The sequence below is a fragment of the Streptomyces sp. NBC_00846 genome (genome assembly GCF_045207325.1).
Taxonomy (GTDB): domain Bacteria; phylum Actinomycetota; class Actinomycetes; order Streptomycetales; family Streptomycetaceae; genus Streptomyces.
This window is the reverse complement of record NZ_CP108846.1, coordinates 7,664,619-7,687,951: the sequence shown is the minus strand read 5'-3', so window position 1 is coordinate 7,687,951 and position 23,333 is coordinate 7,664,619. Positions and strand designations below refer to the sequence as shown.

Below are 23,333 nucleotides of genomic sequence, written 5' to 3'. Positions count from 1 at the left end.
GCCTCTCCGGGTGACTATGGCCGCGGCTGGGTGAACAACCCCTGCTCGGGCTCGATCAGGATCCCGCGTTCGGCCAGCCGCTTGAGCTTCAGCCGGACGTTGTTGACGTTGCTGGGCGCGATCTCCAGATCCATCGCCTCGCAGACCGCCCGCGCCCGCAGCGGGGCGTCGGCCGCGGCGAACACCGCCATGATCTGCCGGTAGGCCGGATGGTCCGGCAGCTTCGCGGCCGGCGGCGTCGGCGGGGATGGATCAGGCAGAGCCAGCAGCGTCTTGCGGGTGATGCGGACCTCCTCGGCGGCCCGGTCGAACTCCCCCAATTGCGCAGTGAGTTCCGCGATGCGTCCCCGTGTAGCCTCGGCCTGCGCGGCGATATCGCGCTCTTGCTCCTCCAGGTGCGCCAGCACCGCTCCCAAGGTCAGCTCGCTGCCGCTCATGCGCCGCGCCAGGTAGGGGTGGAGGTCGCGGTGAGCATCCGGGCCATCCGGTCGCTTATGGCCCAGTACACCCTCGACTCGGCGGAGGCGGGCCGGTGCTCGTAGTCCCGTACCAGCCTGCGGTGCAGCATCATGATCCCGTTCACCTGCTCCACCACCCACCTCTTGGGCTGCGGGACGAACCCGCTGGTTGCCGGGTTGCGCTCGACGACTTCGACGTCGATGCCCACCTTCTGCCCGTGGTCGACGACGGCGGTCTTGAACCCCTGGTCCACCAGGGCCTTCTGCACCGTGTCGGTGTCGGCCGCGACCTTGTCCAGCAATGCGATGCCGGCGGCGTTGTCATGCGCGGACGCGGCCAGCACCACCACCGCGATCACCAGACCGAGAACATCAACTGCCAGGCCGCGTTTGCGGCCTGAGACTTTTTGCCGCGTCCCTTCCGGTGGTGTCGGCGGGCACCCCGGCGGCCGCGTGCAGGCTCTGGGTGTCGAGCACCACCAGGCTCGGGTCGGCCTTGCGCCCCCGGCTCTCGCGGACCTGCCAACGCAGCAGGTCGTGGATGGTCTGGTCGGTGCCGTCGTCGCGCCATTTGTAGAAGTAGTACTTCACCGCTCCGACCGGGGGCAGGTCGTGGGGGAGGTAGTCCCACTGGCAGCCGGTACGGGACTGGTAAAGCAGGGCGTTGACGATCTCCCGCATCTCGTAGGCGCCTTGGTGGCCGCTGACGGAGGGATGCTGAGCCTTCCAGGAAGCGATGACGGGCTCGATCAGGGCCCACCGCTCGTCGGATAAGTCGCTCTTGTAGGGCTGGCGGTCTCTCACGAGGAACACTCCAGCACGACAGGACTCTCCGATCAGCCCCGATACGCCTGTGCCACACGTTCCAGCGACAGCAAACGTGGCATCACGTCACATACCGCCCTCTGACTGCCCGCACCCGTGCAGCGTCAGCCGCATGGCTGTGGCCAAGAGCCAGCTGTACCCAGCGTATCGGGTACAGCTGGCCCGAACATTGTGCTACGGCCACGCCAGACGTCGCGGGGCGGTTGAAGCATTGCGGCGTGGGCGTCGGCCACGAAGTCGGCGAAGCACTCGTAGTAGCCCTGCGGGTGCCCGGCGGGGGGCGCCGTCGCGGCCGCCAGAAATACCGGGAGTCGAGCGAGGCTGGATGCGGCGGACTGAAGGGTGCCCCCGGAAGTCGGGCGGAACCCGAAGTAGGTGCAGCTCTCTCGAAGGGATTGGTTTGATCCGGGAGGTTGCAGGTCGGACTGCGGCGGGCCTGGCCGATCGCGGCAGCATGATTGAGGGCGCCCGCTGGCCGCTGCTGGCTCAGATCCCAGCCGCGATGGGCATGACCACCGGCCGCCTGCTGGAACCGTCCGAGGTCGCTACGGCCGTCGCCTGCCTCGCCTCACCGCTGGCGGCCAGCATGTCCGGCACAGACCTGCTGATTGACGGTGGATCCGTCAAGACCGTCTGACACGACGTTTAGGACGCAGCCCGGCCTGCGGCTTCCCAGCTCAAACAGGTCCCTTCAGGAGCTTTACACCCACCTGAACTGGCCAGCAGGATCCCTGATGACTCTGCTGCGCAATTCCGTGCGGGGTGACGGTGGGCGCGGGATGATCGTCCGTGCGGTCGTGTGGCACATGGGTGCGCACGTGATCCGCGCGGGTCGGGCCGTGGAATTCGATGCCGCTGCCATCCACTCGTTGTGCGAGGACGATGCGGTTTTGGGCCGGTGTACAAGTACGTCGCCGAGGCTCCTGAGGCCTGAACGGTCCGGGGCGGGGGACCGTCTGGCCCTGGTACGTCTCTCCTGTGCGGACCGACGATGGGTAAGAGGTTGGACTGCGCAGCCCGTCGACAGCGAGGAGGGCCACCATGAGCGAGGAGACGGGGTTCTCGGCGCAGAATCCGATCCGAGTCTTTCTGCTGGACGACCACGAGGTCGTCAGGCGCGGGGTGCAAGATCTGCTGGACGCGGAACCCGACATCAAGGTCGTCGGCGATGCCGGCACGGCCGACCACGCACTGTCCCGCGGCCCGGCGCTCCGCCCCGACGTCGCGATTCTCGATGTGCGACTGCCGGACGGCGACGGGATCACGGTCTGCCGTGAGCTGCGCTCACGGATGCCGGAACTGGCCTGTCTCATGCTTACCTCGTTCGACGACGACGAAGCACTGCTCGACGCCATCATGGCCGGCGCGGCAGGCTACGTACTCAAGGAGATCAAGGGTTCGGACCTCGTCGCCGCCGTCCGCACACTGGCTTCCGGGCGCTCGACCCTCGACCCGGCGACTACGGCGCGGCTGATGAACAGCCTGCGCGAGGAGGAACTCGGCACTGCGCCTACGGAGGACGACGCACTGTCGGGGCTGTCCCCTAGGGAGAAGGACGTCCTCGCGCTGATCGGTGAAGGACTGACCAACAGCCAGATCGGCAAACGCCTCTACCTGTCCGAGAAAACGGTCAAGAACCACATCTCCCGTCTGCTGGCCAAGCTCGGTGTCGAGCGCCGCATCCAGGCGGCAGTGATCGCCGCTCACGCCACGGAATCTGCCCCGCCCGGTGCCGGACACCATCAGAGGTGACCGTGCGGTCCCAAAACCTCAGGACAGCCGCAGTGGCACACGCCAACTCAGCCGGGTGCCGCCCTGCGCCGACGCCCCCACTTTCATCTCGCCGCCGAGTTTCTCGGCGCGCCGTGCGAGGTTGTCGAGCCCGCTTCGGGCACCGCCGTTCTCGGGCATGCCCACACCGTTGTCGGACACGACAAGGTTCAGTGCCCCGTCACCCACCACCAGCGAAATGTCCACCGCCGTCGCCCTCGCGTGGCGGGCGACGTTGCTCAGTGCCTCGCCGAGGACCGCGATCACCTGGTCGGCGATCTCGGCCGGCACATCCGTATCGATGAGCCCTCCCATCCGCAGGGACGGATGGAAGCCCAGGGTCCGTGCGGCCTGCTCGACCGTGGTCGCCGTCCGGGCGCGCAGCCCCTGGCCGGCCCGGCCCGAGTCACGGGCGCGGAGTCCGAAGATGGTGGACCGGATGATCTTGATGGTCTCGTCCAGATCGTCCACCGCGCGCAGCAACCGCTCGCTCGCCTGTGGCTGTTCCACGAGCCGCACCACGCTCTGCAGCGTCATCCCGGTGGCGAACAGCCGTTGAATGGCCAGGTCGTGCAGATCCCGGGCGATGCGGTCGCGTTCCTCCAGCAGGGCGATCTGCTCGGCGGACTCGCGCCGCTCGGTGAGTTCCATCGCCAGGGCCGCCTGTCCGGCGAACATCAGCAGGGGCGTGGTCTCCGAATCGGTGAAGGCTGGACGGTTCCGTACCCGGGCCAGCAGCAGTACCCCACGGGTCCGCTCCCCCGTCACCATCGGGACCGCGACAGCCGGGCCGAGCCCGGGCCACCTCGGGGGGCCTTCGGTGATCCTGGGGTCGTGTGCGACATCGAGGCTGGTGATCGGTTCGCCCGCGTCGAGAGCCGCGCCGACGAACGATCCCTCACGTGGCAGGATCAGATCGCGATGTATCTCGGCGTCCACGCCCGATGCCAGTGCCACACGGAGGGACTTTCCCTCGGCGTCGGCGGGAAGTGCCAGGACGCCGAGATCCGCGCCGAGAATGCGCGAGGAGTGATCGACGATCATGTGCAGGATGTGTGCGTCGTCCTCTCTGCTCAGGAGACCCGCGACGATCTCGCTGTTGGCTTCCTGCCAGCGTTGACGGTCGCGCGTCTGCGCGTACAGACGGGCGTTCTCGATGGCGACTCCCGCTGCCACTGCGAGTGTCGAGAGCACGGTCTCGTCCTCGGCGTCGAATTCGCGGCCGCCCCGTTTCTCGGTGAGATACAGGTTGCCGAACACCTTGTCTCGGACCCGGACGGGAACCCCTAGGAACGAGTGCATCGGGGGATGGTTCGGCGGAAACCCGTAGGACGACGGATGCTCGGAAATTTCCGTGAGCCGCAGCGGCTCGGGGTGGCGGATCAGCTCGCCGAGGATGCCGTGCCCTTCGGGCAGTGGGCCGATGGCCTCGCGCTGCTTCCCCGTGATGCCCACCGGCAGGAACTGCGTGAGCCGGGTTCCCTCACCAATGACTCCCAGGGCTCCGTACTCGGCATCGACCACAATGACCGCAGCCTCTACGATGCGGTGCAGCACCTGGGGCAGGTCGAGCCCTCTGCCCACTGACATGACGGCGTCCAACAGGACGGCCGCCTCGGCAGGACCGCGCTTCACGGTGTCGAGGCGCCCCTGGAGGTCCTCCGGCAACGTGCGCAGCCTACGGCGCTCCTCGCCACAGCGGTCAGTTCCGTTGTCGCCCACGGTGCCTCCGTCTCGCCCCGCACGTCCCGGGGCCGGCCACACCTCAACGTTAATGGCCGCGCGTCGAGAAGCACCTGGTGGAAGTGCCCCGCGCGGGTGCCCTACGCCCATGTGAGCCGGGCTGCGAGGCCCGGAACGGTGACGCAGATCTCGGAGACCGGACTCGGGACGAGGTCGGCGTAGCGGACATGGCCCTCTGTGCATCCAGGCAGATCTCGCAGGGCGGCGTGGGCCGCGATGCAACGTTCAGGATCCATACGGCAGTGGCGAACCAGCGCCCAGCCGGTGCTATCGGCCGAAGGCCGCGTCGTCGGAGCCGTGTCCGGCACGGCATCCCCCGGAAGGGACTGCGCGTGGCCGACTACACGATGGCTTCCGAGCGCCCGGCGCGGGTCGGTTCGCTGACCATCTCCGTGGACATTCAACTGTCCCCGCCCCGCGTCCGGGCGTTCCAGGCGGTGATCTCACACTGCACCGTCAAGATCACGCTCGAAGTCCCTCCCGAGATCACCATCACGCTGGGCGACAGCTCGGGTACCCGGTCGAGCGAGAGCCCGGACAACGAGTGCGTGGACCGCGTGCCTGCCGACGGAAGTCGGGACTCCGGCGTCACTCTATGACAGGGTTCAGGTGATCGATGACTTCGTTCACGTCGTCGATGTCCTTGATCTCCGCGAGGAGCCGCGGGACATCGGCTTCCGCCATCCGGCCACTGACGTCCACCACGCCGTTGCGCACGGTGACCTCGACGGTGTTCCGCGCAGCCGGGAAGTCTTCGGCGAGGATCCTCGACTCAATCTCCTCGCGAATCCCGGCATCATCGCGTATCAGCGCGTTGAGCAGTGCGTTCCTGTGCACGACACCGATCAGGCGGCCCTCATGGTCCGTCACCGGCAGGCGCTTGAGACGCGACAGGGACACAAGCCAGGTGGCTTCGGCGACGGTCGAATCAGGGAACACGGTGACGGCGGGAGTGGTCATCAGCGTCTCGGCGGTCTCGGCACGGGCCTTGTCGTGCAGCCGCCGTTCCCTCAGCCGGCCGATCGGGCCGGGTTCGTATCCGGACGCCTCGACCGCGGCCTTCGCCAGCAGGTCGGACTCCGACACCACACCCATCACCCGGTCGTCGGCGTCGACCACCGGCAGGGACCCGACGTGTTCACGAGTCAGGCTCCGGGCGATGTCCAGGAACGGCATGTCGCCGTGCACCGATGCGGCCGGTGCGTCCATGACGTCACGGACCAGCAGAGGCGCGGGTTCGGCACCGGACACGGGCTCTGCGGACTCCTTCACCCGCCTCGATGGAGCCGACTCGGGTGCGGTCGGGCGCCGTGCCGCCGCCTGCTTGGCGGACACCCTGGCCACCGTGCCAAGGTAGCGCAACAGCATGTCGTGCCGCAGTGGTTCGTCGGGCCTCCATGCCTTCCCCGGCACTGCGCGGCGGCCTTCGGCCCCTGCCGCGATGTTCTCGCACTCAGTCATGGTGGGCTCCTCACTCTGGCCGAGCCGACCTACGTTCCCAGTCTTCCGCTGCTGAGGCCGGCGCCAAGGGCCGGTCGGCCCATGCGGGCTGACGGACGGCCCCGACAGGACAGGAAACGACAGACGGCCACCAGGCGGTGAAACTGGAAAAGGGGGCGAAGAACAGGAGGCCTGTCGTGGTGAGGTTCTGGGACCCTCGCAAGATTCCGCCCCACCGGCACTCCGGGCGCAGCCGTCACAGGTGTGCCCGCCGACCGTGCGGCGGAGCTGGCGACTGAGCTGGAGCCGCCCCTGCCGGTCTCGCGGGTGTCCAGGGAGCAGGCGGCGCTGATCCGCTCCGAGGCGGCTGGTGAGGCCGGCTCGTACGCCGACCGGCTGTTGATGGAGGCGGATCCGGAGCGGGTGCCGGAAGGTTCGGCTCTGACGTGCTTCGCGTGCGGGGTCCGCAGGGGCGTGGCGTGGACCGTCTCCTGGGGCGGTGAAGCGTACGCCCGGCGCGGGGCATTCAACGAAACCGGGACGAAGCTGGTCTGCCTGACCGAGCGGTTCGCCCGGCCCGGCGCGTACGAAGTCGAGCTCGGCATCCCGGTAGGGCATATCGTCACCGAGCTGGGCTCGGTCTGAAAGACGGATCCGAACTGACCGCTCTCCAGGTCGGCGGGGCCTTGGGTGGTCTCCTCGCCCCCGACGCGCTGGACGTGCCGCTGACCACCGCCGACCTCGCTGCCTGCGGCGCCGCCCTCGGACATGCCGGGCTGGTCGCCTGCGACCAGCGCGTGACACCCGAGGAAGTGCTGAGGCACATCTGGCAATTCGCCGCCGCCGAAGCTGCGGCGCATGCTCACCCTGCCGCGTGGGCTCGCGCCGCGGCCTGGAACTGGCGTCCGCCGGCACTCCGCCCGGACATGAGTGGAAACGACTGTCGCATGTCACGGCCGAAGCAAGCCTGTGCGCCTTCGGGCGGCGGATCCCACCTGCCGTGCACAGCCTCGCCCGCGCCTACGGAGGCCGACTGGCGAAATGGAACCCATGACCGGAATCGAGGTCGACGGCACCCGCATCGACGTGCCCGAGGGAGCCTCCCGGCTCGCGGCCGTGCGGATCGCCGGGGATCGAGCTGCCCGCGCTCTGCTCCGACGACCGGCTCAGCCCGGCCCGCTCCTGCCGTACATGTCTCGTACGGGCCGACGGCCGGATCGCGACCGCCCTTGTGACCCCGGCCGCATCCGGCGTCCGCGTGGAGTCCGCCACCGACGATTTGCGGCAACTGCGCCGGGAGCTGGCGGAGCTCATCGCCTCCGCCCTGCTGCCCCGGCCCTCACCGAAGATGCCAGTAACAGCCGCATTCCCAGGACGGGGCCCATGACTCACAGCCGACCGATCACGAGGTGGTGTGCACGGACGAACGAGCAGTGGTGCGGGGGAAGTCCCTGTGCGATACCCCACTGGGTGCCGCTACGACTCATCGCCCCGTACAGGGTGAGGTGCCACGGCGGCTGCGGTGCGGGGACCAAACACTCACCACTGGGACGTACCCGAGAGCCGTCTCTTCGGGCAGGACCGGGGCATCGCCACCGGTGGTCACTTCGCGGCGCAAATGACCTCGACGAAGTGGCCAACCTGCTCCTCCGGTAGGCGACGTGCGAGGTCCGCCTCGCTGATCATGCCGACCAGGCGATGGTTCTCGATGACCGGCAGCCGCCGGATCCTGTGCTCCTCCATGGTCCGCAGAACGTCATCCGTGTCGGCCCCAGCGTCAATGCTGATCGGCTTGCCCTGCTCGAGCATGCCCGCGGTCATGCTCTTCGGGTCCTTGCCCTTGGCGAGGCACTTCACCACGATGTCGCGGTCGGTGATGATCCCGTGGAGCCTGTCGTCCGGCCCGCAGACCGGGAGGGCTCCGACGTCCAGCTCACTCATCCGGCGCGCCGCGTCCTCCAGCGTCTCGTTCTCCTGGATGCAGTTTGCACCGGCGTGCATGATCTCCCGTGCAATGGTCATGGCCGTCTCCTTCGAGCCTCAGGATCTACGCGGGGAGAGCCCATAGGTTCGGGCACGCCCAGAATCGGTCCTCCTTTGAGCCAGTGTGAATTCTTCGTAGCCCGTACGCATGCCGGCGAAGAGGAACCACCATTTTGAGCCCTCGCTGCGAGAAGGTCGATGGCCAGGTCACGGCTGCCGCTGTACGGCCCGGCCGGATGCGGCTGACCGGACCCGCCCCCGGCTCTGGGGCGACCGGCGAGGGACCGAACAGCCACCGTGTGGACCACCAGAAGGCCCGAACGGCCCGAGGAGCGAGACCAATGGGCACTGGCGCACCACCGGTACGCGTGGAGAGTGGAAGAGTCCCCACGAGACGAGCCACGGTGATGTACTGGAATGGTGGCTGGGCCTGGATGGCCCTGATGCCCCTGCTGTGGATCGCGTTGATCGGCCTTGTGGTGTTTGCGGTCTTGCGCCTGACGCAGAACTCGGCTGGTCGCCACGACGCCACGGACCCCCGAAAAACACCGAGGGAAACGCCAGAGGAGATCCTCGACCGCCACTTCGCCTCCGGCGAGATCGATGCGGAAGCGTACACCGAGGCACGCAAACGTCTCGCCGCCCACCGGCCGGGACCCCGGTGACCAGGCTGCGGGGCCGTCGGCTGCCGCTCACCGTACGCCGAGCCCGCCGTCCGCGGCGTCGACGACATCAGGCCACGAGCACGGTTTCGCCGACATCGATCGTGACCATAGCTGTGCGCATCACGACGGCGACCGTCCGCGCCAAGACCTCCTGCTCACCGTGGACCGCCACCGGCTGCTGCTCCTCCATGGTCGCCTCCTTCTTGTTTGCGAGCGTCGCCGCGGCGTCACGGGGAGGGCGTCGGCTTCCCGTTCGCCGTGGTGTCGTGGCCGTCCGGCCGCTGTTGCTGTTGGAGTACGTCGAGGACCACGGATCCGTCGACCGTCTCGCGGGTGGTGAGCAGTCCGGCAAGGACGTCCAGCGCCTCCCGGTGGTCGCGCAGCAGAGCAACCGCGCGTTCCTCGGCTTGCCGCAGCAGGCGGGCGGTCTCCTCGTCGACGATGCGTTGGGTCTGCTCGGAATAGGGCCGGTGCAGTGTCTCTTCGGTGCTCTCGCCGCCGAGGTAGCGGGGGGCTCCGGAGCCGTATCCGATGGGGCCGAGGGCCGGGGACAGGCCGAACTCGCGGACCATGCGGGCGGCGAGCTGGGTGGCGCCGGCCAGGTCGTCGGCGGCACCGGTCGAGCCCTCGCCGAAGACGACCAGCTCGGCCGCGCGGCCGCCGAGCCGGACGGTCAGCAGGTCGGTCAGATAGCCCTCGCTGTACAGGTGCCGTTCGGCCTCAGGGAGCTGCTCAGTGGCACCCAGCGAAGGCCCGGAGGGCAGGATGGTGACCTTGGCGACCGGGTCGGCGTGCTCGCACAGGGCCGCCGTGAGCGCATGTCCGGATTCGTGGACGGCCACGGAATGCCGTTCCTCGGGCAGCAGGGCGTTGGTGGACTCCCGCCGCCCCAGCAGCAGCCGATCGCGGGCGTCGCCGAGACCCTGCGCGTCGATGACGGCACCCCCTGCCCGGACGGCATTGATGGCGGCCTCGTTGACCAGATTGGCGAGGTCAGCGCCGGAGAAACCGGGCGTGGCCCGGGCGACGATGTCCCAGTCGACGTCCGGTGCCAGGGTCTTGCCGCGGGCGTGGACGGCCAGGATGGCCGCCCGTTCGGCCTGGTTGGGCAACGGCACGGTCACGTGCCGGTCGAAGCGGCCGGGGCGCAGCAGCGCCGGGTCGAGTGCCTCGGGCCGGTTGGTCGCGGCCAGGACGACGATGCCGCTGGCCTGGTCGAAGCCGTCCATCTCGGCGAGGAGCTGGTTGAGGGTCTGCTCGCGTTCGTCGTTGCCGCCCAGCCGGGCAGCCCCGCCGCGACGGCTGCCGACGGCGTCGATCTCGTCGATGAAGATGATCGAGGGGGCCCGTTTGCGCGCCTCGGCGAACAGGTCGCGCACCCGGGAGGCCCCGACACCGACGAACATCTCCACGAACGCCGAGCCGGTCACCGACAGGAACGGGACCTCCGCCTCACCGGCCACCGCGCGGGCGATGAGGGTCTTACCGGTGCCCGGCGGGCCCACCATGATCACACCACGTGGTCCCTTGGCTCCCGCGACCGCATAGCGCTCAGGGCTGCGCAGGAAGTCGACGATCTCGCTGATCTCCTGCTTGACGCCCCCGTAGCCCGCGACGTCCGCGAAGCGGGTGGTCGGCCGCTCGGTCTCGATGATCTTGGCGCGGGCCCGCCCGATGGCACTGAGCCCCCCGCCCAGTGTCCTTGCTGCCTGGCGGCCCGTCCACACGAACAGAGCGACGATGAACAGCAGCGGCAGGAACAGCACCAGCAGTGTCCCGAGCGGGCTGCCGCTGCTGCTCCGGGACGCGGTGATCTCCACGTTCCTGGACTGCAACTGCTGCTCCAGGCGGCTGTTGTCCAAAGCGGTGGGTATCCGCGTGGTGAATTTCTTACCGTCCTTGAGGGTTCCCTTGATGGCGCCCTTGTCGTCGATGTCGACCGTCTTGACCTGACCGACGCTCACCTTGCCGACGAACTCGCTGTACGACAGCGACGTGCCCCCCTGGGGGGAGGGAGTTCGCATCAGCACCACGAGCAGCAAGACCAACGCGGCGACGGGCAGCAGCCAACGGGACCAGGAAGGCGCCGACGAAGGCGCCGGCGGCTTGGGCGCCTCGCGCGGGGGCCCCGGTTTGGCCGAGCGTGACAGATGCCGGCCTGGCAGACGAACTGATGTGATCACCGGACGGCTCCCTTGGCGGAAGGACGAACCTCGGGCGAGACCGTTCCCGCGATTCGAAGAGGCGTGGATCGCAGGTGGGCGTCCTACTTCCAGGATCAACGTCTTCTCCGCCATCGGCAGGAGCGAACGCACCGAGTCGCGGCCTGGTCACGCGCGGTCCCGACCGGAGAAACCGGCCGACCAGGACCAGGAGTCCACCCGCCGCATCGCTACCACACCTGCAACTGGCCCACGCCCGCGGCGGCCTCGCCGCCGATCACCTCAACGATCTGCGCTCGTGCCTCACGGACTTCACACCGTCTTGCGACTGCATTTCTCCCAGGAAGAGGAGAACTCCGGGCACTGCTCCATACGCGCGCACGCCCCCTGCACGCGGACGCATCTGCCACACAATGCCCGAAATTAAATATCTCGAGTGTGCTGGGCTCCTGCTTGACTCGCTCGGAGAGCGCGGCGATCCGGCCGAGCTCGGTGCTCATACCGGTGGCGAAGACCACGCCGTGGGCCTCGCCACCCGTGCAGCTGGTGCCGCTGAAGACGAGATCGTGCGCTGTGAGCACGGGGACGTCCACGTCCAGGATCGAGGCCGAGCGCAGCGTGGTCACCGACTCCCCGGTCAACGCCGACATGTCGATCTCGATGGCCCCTTTCAGGAGGCGGATGTCGGCGGCGATCCGGTCGCCCGCCTCGATGACGATGATGTCGCCCGGGACCAGTTCGGTGGCTTCGATCTCCCGCGGGACACCGTCGCGGTGGGCCTTCGCCCGTTGGGGGATGTAGGCGGCCAGTGCCTCGACCGCGTGTTCGGCGTGCACCTCCTGGATAAACGCGAACGCGGCGTTGAGGAAGATGATGAGGACGACCGCGGCGGCCACGACGTTCGAGCCCACGGCGGCGAGCAGGGCTGCGGCGAGCCACAGCAGCAGGGCGAGCGGGTGCGTGAACTGGCGCGCCAGTTCGCGAGGCCAGCGTCGGCCGCCGCGTCGGCGCAGCTCGTTGCGGCCGTACTGCAGCAGCCGCCGCCCGGCCTCGACGGAGGTCAAACCGGCTCGCGAACTGCGCAGATCGCGCAGGAGCAGCTCCGCCGCCTCCTCGGGGTCGAGCCCCCGACGGCCGTCACCCACGCCTCGTGTCGACTCTTCACTCAGCAGAGGTTAGGTCCGGTTCGGAGCCCGTCGGCGGAACGACACCTCGGCTGGGGCCCGTGCCTGCCTGCCCGCCCCGGGGCGGGCAGGCAGGCCGCTGCGCGTTCCGACTGCACGTTCGTCAGGTGAGTGGTCCGTCCCGGCGCCTCCTGCGGACAGCTGCGCGCACGGCGGGGCCGCCGGCGGCCCCGGTACAGGACGGTTCGCTTGCCGCTCATCTCGTCGGGCGGTGTGGCGCCGTACGGTGGCCGACATGGACGGCGCGGATGAGAACCTCGAGCATGGCGAGGGCTTCGTTGCCGCACCCTTCAGGGCGCCACGTCGGCTGTGGTGGCTCGGCTCCGTCGCCCTGGTGGTGATCGCGGCGGTCGTCGCGGTGTACCGGCGGCACGACCTGGCTGCGGCCTCGCACCTGATCGCCGCAGTCCGGCTGCCCCGGCTCGTCCTGGTCGCCGGGTTCGAGGCAGCGTCTCTCGGCGCTCTGATCGCACTGCAGCAGTGGCTGCTGCGGGTGGGCGGGGCGCGCTTGCGCCTCAGGGTCGTCGGGACCATCGTGCTGGCGGCCAACGCCGTCGCCGGTGCACTGCCGGGCGGGGCGGCGTTCGCGGCCGCATGGATGTTCACGCATTTGCGGCGCAGGGGTGTCGGACAGGTACTCGCGGGAGCGGTGCTTGCCGTCTCGGGAGTGCTGTCAGTGGCCGCGCTCTTTGCGCTGCTGGTCACCGGTGCGCTGGCGAGCGGCTCCGCGGGGCTCGGCGCGCTGCGGCCCGTGGTGCTCGGGCTCGTGGCGGTCCTCAGCGTGATGGTGGGCGCTGTGGCTGGTCTCTCCCGTTTCGGGCCGGTACGCCGCCGGTTCTGGCGGCTCTGGCGGCGGCTCGGGGTACATTCCAAGCAGCTGCGGAACATCGAGGACGGCCTGCTTGCCCTCGTCCGGCACGTCCATGCCGTTCGACCGGGGCTGCGCCCATGGTGGCAGCCCTTCACCCTCGCGCTGCTCAACTGGGGGTGCGACGCGGCCTGCCTCCTCGCCTGCGCGTGGGGGCTGGGCATCGGCATTCCCTGGCGCGGGATCCTCGTGGCATACACGCTCACCCAGATGACGGGCAGCCTGCGGCTGACGCCGGGCGGTCTCGGTGTGGTGGAGGCCAGCCTGACAGCGTTGCTCGTGCTGTACGGGCTGCGCATCGACCAAGCAATCGCGCTCACGCTGCTCTACCGGATCGTGAGCTACTGGGCGCTTCAACCCATCGGCTGGGCGTGCTGGCTCGGTCTGACCTTCAGCTCGCGACGCGCGGACCACCGCGCCGGACCTGACCGGCACACTGGATGAGAGCGCCGCTGGGTCTCCATGGGGCGCCGCGAGAACCTCATCCGCTCTGGATACCCAGGCACCAGACACCAGGCACCCGACCGGCCCTCCCGCCGCCTGGCACCGGCGAAGCGGTGCTGGTCACACGGTCTCGGTCGCTCCGGTCGGGCACGGAGCAGGTATTGCACGCCGTGGAGGAGCACCGGACCCGGCGGCTGCCGGACATCGACGAGCACCGGCAGGTCGGCGTGATCACCGAAGCCGACCTTGCTCGGCATCTCCCGGAAAAGCAGTTGGGCACTTCGTAGAGTCCATCTGCGCGACTCCTTGACCATGCCAGATGTGCGCCGAGCGGCGTGATCGGGACATGCTGCTCGCCCCACCATTCCGCGTGCGAGCAGGAACACGCGGACCGGCCTCTGCGGTAAGAATCCACCTGTGTCGCTCATGGTGCCCTTCACGCTGTGGTCCGGCGTGGCGTCCGCCCAACCCATCGTGACGCGCAGCCCGCGGGCGCGTCAGGGGGAACGGGCCCGCGCCCGCGCTTCCGGCAGTGCTCGGCCAGCCATCGTTCGATTTCCTCACGCGGGGTCGCGCGCGGTGCCCTGACGCCATCGCCGGTCATCACGCTTCCCACTCTCCGGGGCTTCATCTCGTGCCCTCCTCCGGATCTTGTGCCCTCTTCCGGGCCGCGCGGCTCACGGCAGCCTGCGCAGGTAGGGATCCCAGGCCCGGCGCGGCAGCAGACGTATCCGTGCGTCGACGACGGTGATGCCGTCGGGCCGGGCAACGACCGGGTTGCATTCCGCCTCGGCGAGTTCGGGAAGATCGTCCGCCATGAGCGACAGGCGCGCCAACAGGTCTTCAAGACCGGCGAGATCGACCGGCCCGCCACCCCGGTATCCGGACAGGAGCGGAGCACAGCGCGGTGCGGTGATCAGTTCGTGGACATCGGTGTCGGTGAGCGGCGCGAGTCGCGCCGCGTGGTCGGCGAACAACTCGCTCGTGGTGCCCCCGAGCCCGAAGAGAACGAGCGCGCCGAAGACCTCGTCCTGGGCAACCCCGGCCAGCAGTTCGGTGCCGCAAGGGGCCATCGGCTGGACGAGGACGCCGGTCATGACCTCGCCGAGGCGGGCGCTCAGATCGCGGTGGGCCGCCCGTACCCGCTCCTCACCGTGAAGGTCGAGGAGCACGGCGCCCTGTTCGCTTTTGTGGACGAGTCCGGGCCACTGCGCCTTGAGCGCCACACCGCCGTCGGGGCCCGCGAGGCGTCCGGCGGCGTCGACCGCCTCCTGCTCGGTGGCGGCACAGGCTTGCGGCAGCTGGGGAATTGCGTAGTGACCGAGCAGTTCCCCGATCTGGCGCGCGTCCAGCCAGCCACCCTCCGGCGTCCTCGCGAGGCAGGCGTCGACAACTGCGCGTGCTCCGCAGGTGTCGACACCCGTCGGCCGCAGCACGCTGCCGTGCGGCCTGGCGAGCCAATGTGCCCGTTCCACCGCGTAGGACAGGGCGCGGGCAGCCGACTGCGGTTCGCCGTAGGCGGGGACCGCGCGCCCGTCCGTCGTGGGCAGCAACCGGACGCGCTCGGCCTGGTCGAGCAGGACCGCGACCGCGGGACAGCCGGGACGGTGGTGCGGCGCCGGGTCCGTCAGGGCGCTGCCCAGTTCGTCGCCGACCGCTGTGGCCAATGCGGTCGGCACCAGGACCACCAGGACAGCGTCGACCGCACCGGAACGTGCGAGCCGCTCCACGCATTCGCTCAGTACCGGTGCGCTCACAGCGGGCGTGGTGTCCACGGGGTTGGCGGCACCCGCACCGTCCGGGAGCACGGCGAGCAGCGCACCGGCCAGATCCACGGGGAGTTCAGGCACGGTCAGCCCGGCGTCCACGCAGGCATCCGCGGTCAGCACACCGGTCCCGCCCGCGTTGGAGAGCACAGCGATGCGGCCGTCCGCGGGCAGCGGCTGGGTGTGCAGCAGGGCTGCGGTGTCCAGGAGTTCACCAAGGGTCCGGGTGGCCGTCACACCGGCCTGGGTGAACAGCGCCCGCCGGGTGATGGTCGAGGTCGCCGCCGCTGCGGTGTGCGAGGCGGCCGCCCTGCGGCCGGCTGCCGAGCGCCCGGCGTCGACCGTCAGCAACGGCATCCGGCGGGCAACGCGGCGGGCGGTGCGGGAGAACACCCGGGGGTTGCCGAACGACTCCAGGTGCAGCAGGGCCAGGTCGGTCCTGCCGTCGCACTCCCACCACCGCAGCAGGTCGTTGCTGCTCACGTCGCGTTTGTCGCCGAGCGAGACGAAGCTGGAGATGCCGATGCCCAGGCGCGACAGCCCGTCGAGGAGCGCGATGCCAACGCCGCCGGACTGCACGGCGATTCCTGCGGTGCCCGGTGGCGGCCTGCGGACGGCGAACGTCGCGTCCAGGTGGACGGACTCTTCCGTATTGGCAATGCCCAGGCAGTTGGGGCCGACCAGCCGCATTCCCCAGTGGCGGCAAGCCGTGGTCAGCTCCGCTGTCCGCCTCGCGCCGAGGCCCGATGTCACGACCACCAAGGCCCGTACCCCGGCTCTGCCGCACTGGGCGGCGGTCTCCGGTACGGCGGCGGCCGGAACGGCGAGAACTGCGAGGTCGGGTGGATGGGGAAGAGCACCGATGGAGGCAAAGGCAGGAATGCGCAGCACGGCGTGCGCGTGCGGGTTGACCGCGTACAACAGGCCCGGGAAACGGGCGTCGCGCAGGTTGCGCAGGATAGCCCGGCCGACCGATCCCGGCCGTGTTCCGGCGCCGACCACCGCCACGGAGCAGGGGCGCAGCAGCGGCCGCAAGCTTGCGGTGTCGGCGCTGCGGTCGTGGCTGTCGACAGCCGACAAGTACCGCTCGCCCGGGGCCAGGCCTATGACGCAGTGCACCGTGCCAGCGTCGAAGTGGCGGGTGACGCGCAGGCCGAGGTCGGCGAAGACCTTGAGGACGAGGCGGTTGTCGGTGAGAGCGTCGGCGGTGAAGGCGGTGACACCGTCCGCGCGGGCGGCATGCACGAGATGCTCCAGCAGGAGCGTGCCCACGCCACGGTGGTGGAAATCGTCGGCGACCGCCATGGCGAACTCCGCCGAGGCGGGGTCGTCGGCGGTCTCGTACTCGGCCACGCCGACCAGCCGGTCGGCGAAGACTGCGACGAGGGTGCGGTGCCCGTCTGTGGGCGCTGCGCAGAGCCGGTCGGCGGCCTGCGCACCGCAGAGCCTGCTCGCTCCGAAGAACCGACTCCGCAGGTTGGCGGTGGACATGTTGTCGTAGAGCCGCAGCACCCGCGCGTGATCCTCCGGCTGGGCGGGGCGCAGCCGCACCGTGCTCCCGTCGGCCAGCAGCGCGGAGACCTCGGGGGTAACCGGGACGCCAGGTGTCATCGCGGCACCTCTCTCACGGATCCGGAGGACAGCAATCCCAGAATGGGACGCCGAGCGGCCTGGCCACAGGGGCCTTCCGGGGCCACCCGGGGACCGACCGGCCCCCGGGTGGCTCACGTCGATGCTCTGTGAGACTGCCGCCGCCCGTCGCGGGCTTCCGGGATCAGGTGGCAGCGTCGCCCACGCCTACCGGTTCTCGGCCGTTCGGGCCGCCTACAGTCCGCGCGCCCATGACCGGGAGCCTTGGTGCCATGGAGAGGACTCCCTGACGAAGGGAGCCGTCATGAGCGGCACACCGTCCCGGCAGCCTGCCTGCGCTCGCTGCGAGCCGTGGTCTTTGATACCGACGGAGTCGTCATCGATTCCGCCCTGGTCCATGCCGCGGCCTGGCGGGGCGCCTTCGACGCTTGTCTGTCGGCCGCGGGCGGGCAGCGACCGGGCCGTGAAGCGTTCGCCCGGCTCGCCGCACGCTCGAACTCCTTTCTCGCCGCGCTCGAGGGCCAGTCCCTGTACCCGTACCAGCAGCTGTGAAGCACAGGTCCGGTTCAGCTGCGCCCGCAAGATCGACTCTGCCCAGCGGCCACGGACGTGGCACACGGGCGAGGTGGCCCGGAGGCCGTGGTGGCCCGTGATGGGGCCGGGACGGCGAGTACTGGCAGACCGCGGCCGGTCGGCGGCCGCCTTGCAGGTCGGGCCGTCGTTCCGGGGACAGGCGGTGGGAGAGGGCTGGCGATGATGCGCACGCCCCGTCGGCTGGGGTGGCGGACTGCTGCTGGTCAAGGGACGGTGGAAACGGAACCACTCGGGAGCAGGCAGGTGGGCGAATGAGTAACAACGCAACGTCCGCTCCGCGGATCGTGGTGGGCGTCGACGGCTCCGAGCCGTCGAAGGCAGCACTGCGGTGGGCGGCCGACCAGGCTGAGCTGATGGATGGTGTGGTCGACGCGATCTTCGCCTGGGAGTTCCCGACGAGCTGGTACGGCCTGGCACCGCCCGCGGACACGAAGCCTGCCGACTACCAGGAGCAGGCGCGCAAGCTCCTCGACCGGGTGATCGACGAGGTCCTCGGGCCGGAACAACCGGTCGGGATCCGTCCCCGCTCTGCCCAAGGGCACCCAGCCGCCGTCTTGCTGGATGCCGCCGCCGGGGCACGGCTGCTCGTCGTGGGCAACCGAGGCCACGGCGGATTCGCCGAGGCACTGCTCGGCTCGATCGGCCAGCACTGCGTCCAGCACGCCCCGTGTCCCGTCGTCGTCGTACGCGGTCCCCGCCACCACAAGAAATGAACTCGCCTACCGGGAAGCGACGTTGGCGCCGCGGCCCGCCCCCCGCGAGACGCTTCGTTTCACCGACAGCGCGGGATTGTGCGTCCGGCGGTCATGGGCTGGCATCCCACAGCCGCTGGGGCGTGGGCCGGAGCTGACGGCAAGGTGGATGGCCCACTGACTCTGACCCGAGTTCGTTCCGTCGTCGCCAGTCCGAAGCAGGACAGAGGCATTGCGGCGGCCGGGGCTCTCGCTGCTCGCCCCGTCCTTTTCTGCCTCGCATACGAAGCGAACCACCGTCGACTGGCACCAAGATTCGGACCATTCCCGGACCATCTCGCCCACGAGGAACACCAGATTCAACGTTTCCGCTGGTCAGCGACATGCATGACGTGTACCACCAGCAGACGAAGAATCTTCTGGTGTCGTACTCGCCGAAGAAGCTGGGCTTCTTCTAGACGCACGAGAAAAGGCCTGACCTGGGCTTTCACCCGTCAGGCGCCTTTCGCTCAGCCCGCTCTCGATCGAGCCCGGCTTGCGTGCTAACTCCCATTTCCTCCCACTGCTGTACTCCTCCCGACCAGTGCTTCCGGACCAGTCACGGACCAGACGTCCAGTTCAGCCCTCGGGTGCGTCACCTTGGTTGACGCGCTGCCACTCGTTCATGGACTGCTCGATGAGGCGGTTCGCCTGCTCTCGAAGGCCGTCGAGGAACTTGGCGTAGTGGCGAAAGAGAACCTCGATGCTCTGACCGGCGCGGCGGGCGCATTCTGCCGGGTCCACTCCGGAGTAGAGCCAGAACGAGATCCCGGCGTGCCGGAGATCGTAAGGTCGCTTGGCCAGGCGAGAAGTCCGCTCGGTACGAGTCAGGGCGTGCTCCCGGGCCCGCGCCCACGTGATGCCGTAGGCGGCAGCGTCCACGTAGTTGCCAGCCTGGTTCCGGAAGAGTCGACCGTCGGGTGCCACATCGAACCGTTTCACATGGGCACGCAGCATGCGTACGAATTGCGGCGGGATGGGAATAGGTCGCGTCGCGCTTGCCGCGCGACGCTTGAGCGAGTGCACCTCGTGCACCTCTCCGTTGTCGGTCCACTCCTTGCCAGACGTGACAACCCCGCCCGAGAGGTTGAGCATCCCCCATCCAGTCTTCGGCAAGTGGCATTGATCGATCCGAAGATGGATGACCTCAGCTGGCCGCATAGCCGCGAAGTACATGCAGCCGAAGAACGCCTCAAGATGTGGACCCCGCCCCCGCTGGCGAGCAACGGACTCGAGCAGGCGAAGCACCTGGGCCGGATTGGGAACGGCGGCCGGATCCACCTCTTCATTGACTGCTGGCGCTTTCCACCGTAGACCGTTGAGGGGGTTTTCCGCGAAGTACCCCTTCTCCACTGCGGTGTTGAGAGCTTCGTTGAAAGCAGCCCTCTTGCGTCGGGCTGTCTTGGCCGCAGCCGCCTTGCCGTCCAGTTTGCGGCACATCGCGTCGAGGGCCCGCCTCAGAACGTCGGCCTCCGCGAGGGCGCTGCCCGGCAGCGAGTTCCGCTTCATCCAGTCCAGCGCGTGGAGCCACTCCTCGGTGGGCTCGCACCGCCAGGCTTTCTTGTTGAATGCCCACGAGTACAGGGCACGCCGCAGTACCCGCGGATCGGAAAACGTTGCGCCGGGGCGCACGAGGGCGGGCGTGACCGTGGCGAAGGCATCAGCCAGGGTGCGGCGGGTGTTCCCTGGCGTGCGCTCCCATCTTTGGTCGATGTATTCGTGCGCCAGGTCATACCACGTAGTTCGCTGCTTGATGGCCCGCAACTCGGCCGAAGTCGTCCTCGCGCACGATGTTGCGCTTCTGGGGCGCTTCGCTGCCGGGCCGTAGGGTGCGCCGTGAGGCCGTGAGGTAGACGTTCGGAGAAAGGAATGACCATGGGGGACGTGCAGTTGGCGTGGCAGCGATTGGTGGACTGGCTGGAGACGAATGCACCGACGACTGCGTCGTCGATCCTTGCTCCCGCTCCGCCGGCAGCGATCACTGCGGCTGAGGAGCGCATGTGCGTCGTTTTCCCGGTCGAGCTTCGGACGTGGCTCCAGGCATCCGGAGCCGAAAATGACCTTGAGGGGGTCACGGAGGGGGTCGTGCCCGGCAACTGAAGTTCCCCCTCTGAACTGGACAGCCTGATACTGGGACGGATCGGTCCCGGAGGAAGCAGTCCAGGTTGAGTGGCAAGAGCAACATGAGCAAGCGGTACACGTCGGAGTTCAAGCGGGACGCGGTGGCACTGGTCCGGTCGTCAGGGCGGAATGTCACCGAGGTCGCCCGGGAACTCGGTGTGAGTCCGGAGGGGCTTCGCGGCTGGGTGAAGCAGGCGAAGGCCGACCGCGGCGAGGGGGCGCCCGGCGCGCTGACCACGGCGGAGAAGGAAGAGCTCCAGCGGCTGCGCAGGGAGAACCGGGAACAGCAGCAGACGATCGAGATCTTGAAAAAAGCAGCGGCCTTCTTCGCGAAGGAGACGATGAAGTAGGCACTCTGTGCCGTTTCATCGACGCGGAGAAGGCCGCCGAGGCCAACCCCGACGGCTACAGCGTGGCTTTGCTGTGCCGCGTCACGGGGATCAACCGCTCCACCTACTACTCCTGGCTGGCGGCCCGGCCGGCAGCGGCCGAACGGCAGTGTGCCGAGGATGAGTTGACCGAGGAGATCCGCGAGATCCACGCCTCCTCACGGGGTGCCTACGGTGCCCCGCGCGTGCACGCCGCGCTGCGGCGCAAGGGCCATGCGATCAACCGGAAGAAGGTCGAGCGGATCATGCGCGAGCGCGACATCCGCGGCGTCACCCGCCGCAGACGCCGCCACCTGACGCAGCAGGACACCAAGGCCGCACCGGCTCCGGACCTGGTTGGCCGCGACTTCACCGCTACCCGGTCCGGCACGAAGCTCGTCGGCGACATCACCTATCTGCCGACGATCGAGGGCTGGTGGTATCTCGCGACCGTCATGGACCTGGCGACGCGCGAGGTGATCGGGTACGCGATGGCCGAACACCACCGTGCCGAGCTGGTCACCGACGCGCTGCGGATGGCCGCCGGCCGCGGCGACCTTCAGGGCGGCTGCATCATGCACACCGACCGCGGAAGCGAATACACGAGTGGCGAATTCCGCCGCGAGCTGCGGGAGTTGAACCTGAGACAGAGCATGGGACGAACCGGCATATGCTACGATAACGCCGCAGCCGAGAGCTTCTTCGGTCTACTGAAAGCGGAGATCGGCACCGCCGTCTGGGAGAGCCGTGAGGCGGCCCGCGCCGACGTCTTCCGCTTCATCGAGGTCGAGTACAACCGCACCAGGCTCCGCAAGCACCCCGAGTTCGGGTACCTCACCCCACTCGAAACCCGAGCCAGGCTGCAGCACGAATTTACCCCCGCAGCGTAAACAACCGCTGTCCAAGATCAAGGGGGAACTTCAAACCGCGATTTGCTGGGACTCGCGGCCATGGAGCGGACGTACCACTTCAAGATGGAGATCGAGCGCGACGACCCGTCCGACGATCCGGAGTTTCCCTTCTGGCATGAGCAGTGGATTCCGATCATCTCGGACGATGATGCTTGTTACGGCAAGTTCCTGGATGCGCGTAGCGGTCAGATCGGTTCATTCGGCGATGGGGATGCGCCATCCTTCGGAGTTCACGAGTCACTGACCGCTCTGTTCAGCGAGACGGTCGCCCTCATGGCGCAGATTTCCGCGCGGGCGCAGGGCGCAACTGGACGTGTTCAGGGCGGCAGTCTGATCTGGGACTGATGATCGGCGTACGCACGTAGGCCCACGGTGCCGACCGACACCACGGGCCCACTGCTGTTTCTGCTGTGCTACTGCGGCTTGGCTGCATCGATCCGGTCCTGGTCGCCGTCAATGACTGCACTGCTTTGGATCTCCCACCGTGATTTGAACCTTCGCCGCACCGTTCGAGATCCACTTCCGATACACGGCCCAGGGTTTGCCCATGACCGTGAAGGCCGTGAAGGTGCCCCAGAAGGAAATCGCCCTCAACATCGATCGCATCACCCAGATCGGACGCCAAGTGCATGGCATGTGCCCCGGGTTCGACGCTGAAGCCTTCGTGCGGGACGTAATGTCCGACCTGCCCAGGCTGGAGCTCAAAGATCGGATTACTCGCACCAGCAAGGCTCTGCACGCTCACCTTCCCGTCACGGGCGCCGAAGCCCTCAACGTATTGCTTCGCTCGCTGCCGCCGACCCCTGAAGCCGCCGGCGTGACGAACGATTTCGGGTGGCACACCTACTCGCCGCACTCCGACTTCGTCGCCCGCTACCTGCGCACCGGCGAGTACTTGGACCAGGCCCTCGAAGCCCTCGCTCGCTTCACCCGGTACTTCTCGGCAGAGGTCGCCGTGCGGGACTTCCTCCATGACTTCCCGGACGAGACGATGAAGGCCGTCGACGCCGGGGCCCGAGACCAGGACCACCGGACCCGTCGGCTCGCGAGTGAGGCCACCCGCCCTCTGCTGCCCTGTGCCCCGCGCATCTCCCTGCCTGACGACGTGGCGCTGCCTGTCCTCGAGCAGCTCTGCGGCGACTCCAGCACCTACGTCCGCACGTCGGTCGCCAACCATCTGCACGACCTGTCCGTGACGCAGCCGGATCTGGTGCTGGCCACACTTCAGCGCTGGAAGGTCTCTGGTCTCGTTCCCGACAAGCACTTCGCGTTCATCGCCCGGCAGGCCCTTCGGAGCAGGTTGAAGAAGGGCTGGCCGGGTGCCTACGCCTTCCTCGGCTACGTGCCCGACGCGCCGGTCGAGCTGACGCCTCTCGTCCTGGAGCGCACCGAGCTCGTCGACGGCGACACGCTCAGCTTCTCCGCCACTCTCACCACCACCCGGGCCGTCCCGGTGCACGTGATGTTCGTGATCTCTTCGACGACGCGGACCGGCAAGCCGCGCGAGAAGGTGTACTTCCTTCTGCGCAGCACCGGCAGGCCGGGCGAGAAACTGCCACTCGCCAAGGACCACGTGCTGCGCTCTACCGCCACTGTGGAGCTCACTCCGGGTGCGTATTCGATCGCCCTCCAGGTCAACGGACGCCGTTTCCCGGAGGCGACTTTCCGCGTCCGGAAGGCATGACGAACTGACCACCCTCCTGAACTGAA

23 protein-coding genes and 2 pseudogenes are annotated in these 23,333 nt (G+C 68.7%); 15 read left to right on the top strand and 10 right to left on the bottom strand.

Going from position 1 to position 23,333, the window contains the following annotated elements:
- Positions 1-14 precede the first annotated feature (14 nt).
- On the bottom strand, positions 15-437 hold the full coding sequence (locus OG936_RS35370) for a hypothetical protein (protein ID WP_406499672.1): 423 nt from the start codon (positions 435-437) through the stop codon (positions 15-17).
- A pseudogene (locus OG936_RS35365) lies at positions 434-1,262 on the bottom strand (IS5 family transposase). The gene OG936_RS35370 and the pseudogene OG936_RS35365 overlap by 4 nt, the downstream one beginning before the upstream one ends.
- A 475-nt stretch (positions 1,263-1,737) precedes the next feature.
- Here OG936_RS35365 and OG936_RS35360 point away from each other — a divergent pair.
- Positions 1,738-1,920 carry an SDR family oxidoreductase gene (locus tag OG936_RS35360; protein WP_406499895.1) on the top strand — a complete coding sequence of 61 codons (183 nt, stop codon included), beginning with the start codon at positions 1,738-1,740 and terminating at the stop codon, positions 1,918-1,920.
- Positions 1,921-2,324: 404 nt separating this feature from the next.
- Positions 2,325-3,035 (top strand): response regulator, encoded by a 711-nt coding sequence (locus OG936_RS35355; protein ID WP_406499894.1) that lies wholly within the window; start codon positions 2,325-2,327, stop codon positions 3,033-3,035.
- Positions 3,036-3,053: 18 nt separating this feature from the next.
- On the opposite strand, the gene OG936_RS35350 is transcribed toward OG936_RS35355, so the two are convergent.
- Positions 3,054-4,775, bottom strand: coding sequence for a GAF domain-containing protein (locus OG936_RS35350; RefSeq protein WP_406499893.1), 1,722 nt, complete (start codon positions 4,773-4,775; stop codon positions 3,054-3,056).
- Between the two features lie 353 nt (positions 4,776-5,128).
- Here OG936_RS35350 and OG936_RS35345 point away from each other — a divergent pair, with 353 nt between their 5' ends.
- On the top strand, positions 5,129-5,395 hold the full coding sequence (locus tag OG936_RS35345; protein WP_406499892.1) for a hypothetical protein: 267 nt from the start codon (positions 5,129-5,131) through the stop codon (positions 5,393-5,395).
- Here the strand turns inward: OG936_RS35345 and OG936_RS35340 are convergent.
- Positions 5,385-6,257 (bottom strand): CBS domain-containing protein, encoded by an 873-nt coding sequence (locus tag OG936_RS35340; protein ID WP_406499891.1) that lies wholly within the window; start codon positions 6,255-6,257, stop codon positions 5,385-5,387. The genes OG936_RS35345 and OG936_RS35340 overlap by 11 nt on opposite strands.
- A 243-nt stretch (positions 6,258-6,500) precedes the next feature.
- On the opposite strand from OG936_RS35340, the gene OG936_RS35335 reads away from it, so the two are divergent.
- From OG936_RS35335 to OG936_RS35325, 3 genes are all read left to right on the top strand, one after another.
- Positions 6,501-6,881 (top strand): hypothetical protein, encoded by a 381-nt coding sequence (locus OG936_RS35335; protein ID WP_406499890.1) that lies wholly within the window; start codon positions 6,501-6,503, stop codon positions 6,879-6,881.
- A 229-nt stretch (positions 6,882-7,110) separates the two neighbouring features.
- Positions 7,111-7,290, top strand: a complete 180-nt coding sequence (locus tag OG936_RS35330) for a hypothetical protein (RefSeq protein WP_406499889.1) — start codon at positions 7,111-7,113, stop codon at positions 7,288-7,290.
- 78 nt (positions 7,291-7,368) lie between these two features.
- A complete protein-coding gene (locus OG936_RS35325; RefSeq protein WP_406500751.1) occupies positions 7,369-7,623 on the top strand; it encodes a hypothetical protein in 255 nt (84 codons plus the stop codon).
- Positions 7,624-7,838: 215 nt separating this feature from the next.
- On the opposite strand, the gene OG936_RS35320 is transcribed toward OG936_RS35325, so the two are convergent.
- Entirely contained in the window at positions 7,839-8,258 is a 420-nt protein-coding gene (locus tag OG936_RS35320; RefSeq protein WP_406499888.1) for a CBS domain-containing protein, read from the bottom strand.
- A 395-nt stretch (positions 8,259-8,653) separates the two neighbouring features.
- Here OG936_RS35320 and OG936_RS35315 point away from each other — a divergent pair, with 395 nt between their 5' ends.
- Positions 8,654-8,884: an SHOCT domain-containing protein gene (locus OG936_RS35315; RefSeq protein WP_406499887.1), complete on the top strand. Its 231-nt coding sequence runs from the start codon at positions 8,654-8,656 to the stop codon at positions 8,882-8,884.
- A 67-nt stretch (positions 8,885-8,951) separates the two neighbouring features.
- Here the strand turns inward: OG936_RS35315 and OG936_RS35310 are convergent, their stop codons facing one another.
- From OG936_RS35310 to OG936_RS35300, 3 genes are all read right to left on the bottom strand, one after another.
- Positions 8,952-9,074, bottom strand: a complete 123-nt coding sequence (locus tag OG936_RS35310; RefSeq protein WP_406499886.1) for a hypothetical protein — start codon at positions 9,072-9,074, stop codon at positions 8,952-8,954.
- A gap of 37 nt (positions 9,075-9,111) precedes the next feature.
- The gene (gene ftsH, locus OG936_RS35305) at positions 9,112-11,067 is read right to left on the bottom strand and encodes an ATP-dependent zinc metalloprotease FtsH (protein ID WP_406499885.1); all 1,956 of its coding nucleotides are present in this window, start codon (positions 11,065-11,067) and stop codon (positions 9,112-9,114) included.
- 209 nt (positions 11,068-11,276) lie between these two features.
- A complete protein-coding gene (locus OG936_RS35300; protein WP_406499884.1) occupies positions 11,277-12,191 on the bottom strand; it encodes a cation-transporting P-type ATPase in 915 nt (304 codons plus the stop codon).
- A gap of 274 nt (positions 12,192-12,465) precedes the next feature.
- Here OG936_RS35300 and OG936_RS35295 point away from each other — a divergent pair, with 274 nt between their 5' ends.
- Positions 12,466-13,542: a YbhN family protein gene (locus OG936_RS35295; protein WP_406499883.1), complete on the top strand. Its 1,077-nt coding sequence runs from the start codon at positions 12,466-12,468 to the stop codon at positions 13,540-13,542.
- A 161-nt stretch (positions 13,543-13,703) separates the two neighbouring features.
- Positions 13,704-13,829: a hypothetical protein gene (locus OG936_RS35290; RefSeq protein WP_406499882.1), complete on the top strand. Its 126-nt coding sequence runs from the start codon at positions 13,704-13,706 to the stop codon at positions 13,827-13,829.
- 390 nt (positions 13,830-14,219) lie between these two features.
- Here OG936_RS35290 and OG936_RS35285 read toward each other — a convergent pair whose 3' ends face one another.
- Complete coding sequence (locus tag OG936_RS35285) at positions 14,220-16,919, bottom strand: GNAT family N-acetyltransferase (RefSeq protein ID WP_406499881.1); 2,700 nt, start codon at positions 16,917-16,919, stop codon at positions 14,220-14,222.
- Between the two features lie 312 nt (positions 16,920-17,231).
- Here OG936_RS35285 and OG936_RS35280 point away from each other — a divergent pair.
- Together OG936_RS35280 and OG936_RS35275 are read left to right on the top strand one after the other, a co-directional pair.
- Positions 17,232-17,357, top strand: a pseudogene (locus OG936_RS35280) (hydrolase); the annotation flags it as partial.
- A 386-nt stretch (positions 17,358-17,743) separates the two neighbouring features.
- Positions 17,744-18,205, top strand: coding sequence for a universal stress protein (locus OG936_RS35275; RefSeq protein WP_406499880.1), 462 nt, complete (start codon positions 17,744-17,746; stop codon positions 18,203-18,205).
- Between the two features lie 597 nt (positions 18,206-18,802).
- Here the strand turns inward: OG936_RS35275 and OG936_RS35270 are convergent.
- Complete coding sequence (locus OG936_RS35270) at positions 18,803-19,987, bottom strand: tyrosine-type recombinase/integrase (RefSeq protein ID WP_406499879.1); 1,185 nt, start codon at positions 19,985-19,987, stop codon at positions 18,803-18,805.
- Between the two features lie 401 nt (positions 19,988-20,388).
- Here OG936_RS35270 and OG936_RS35265 point away from each other — a divergent pair, with 401 nt between their 5' ends.
- The 4 genes from OG936_RS35265 to OG936_RS35250 all read left to right on the top strand — a co-directional run bounded on the left by OG936_RS35265 (position 20,389) and on the right by OG936_RS35250 (position 23,307).
- Positions 20,389-20,694 carry a transposase gene (locus tag OG936_RS35265; protein ID WP_266751048.1) on the top strand — a complete coding sequence of 102 codons (306 nt, stop codon included), beginning with the start codon at positions 20,389-20,391 and terminating at the stop codon, positions 20,692-20,694.
- 5 nt (positions 20,695-20,699) lie between these two features.
- A complete protein-coding gene (locus tag OG936_RS35260; protein ID WP_331746374.1) occupies positions 20,700-21,602 on the top strand; it encodes an IS3 family transposase in 903 nt (300 codons plus the stop codon).
- Positions 21,603-21,686: 84 nt separating this feature from the next.
- Positions 21,687-21,968, top strand: a complete 282-nt coding sequence (locus OG936_RS35255) for a hypothetical protein (RefSeq protein WP_406499878.1) — start codon at positions 21,687-21,689, stop codon at positions 21,966-21,968.
- A gap of 202 nt (positions 21,969-22,170) precedes the next feature.
- Complete coding sequence (locus OG936_RS35250; protein WP_406499877.1) at positions 22,171-23,307, top strand: hypothetical protein; 1,137 nt, start codon at positions 22,171-22,173, stop codon at positions 23,305-23,307.
- Positions 23,308-23,333 lie beyond the last annotated feature (26 nt).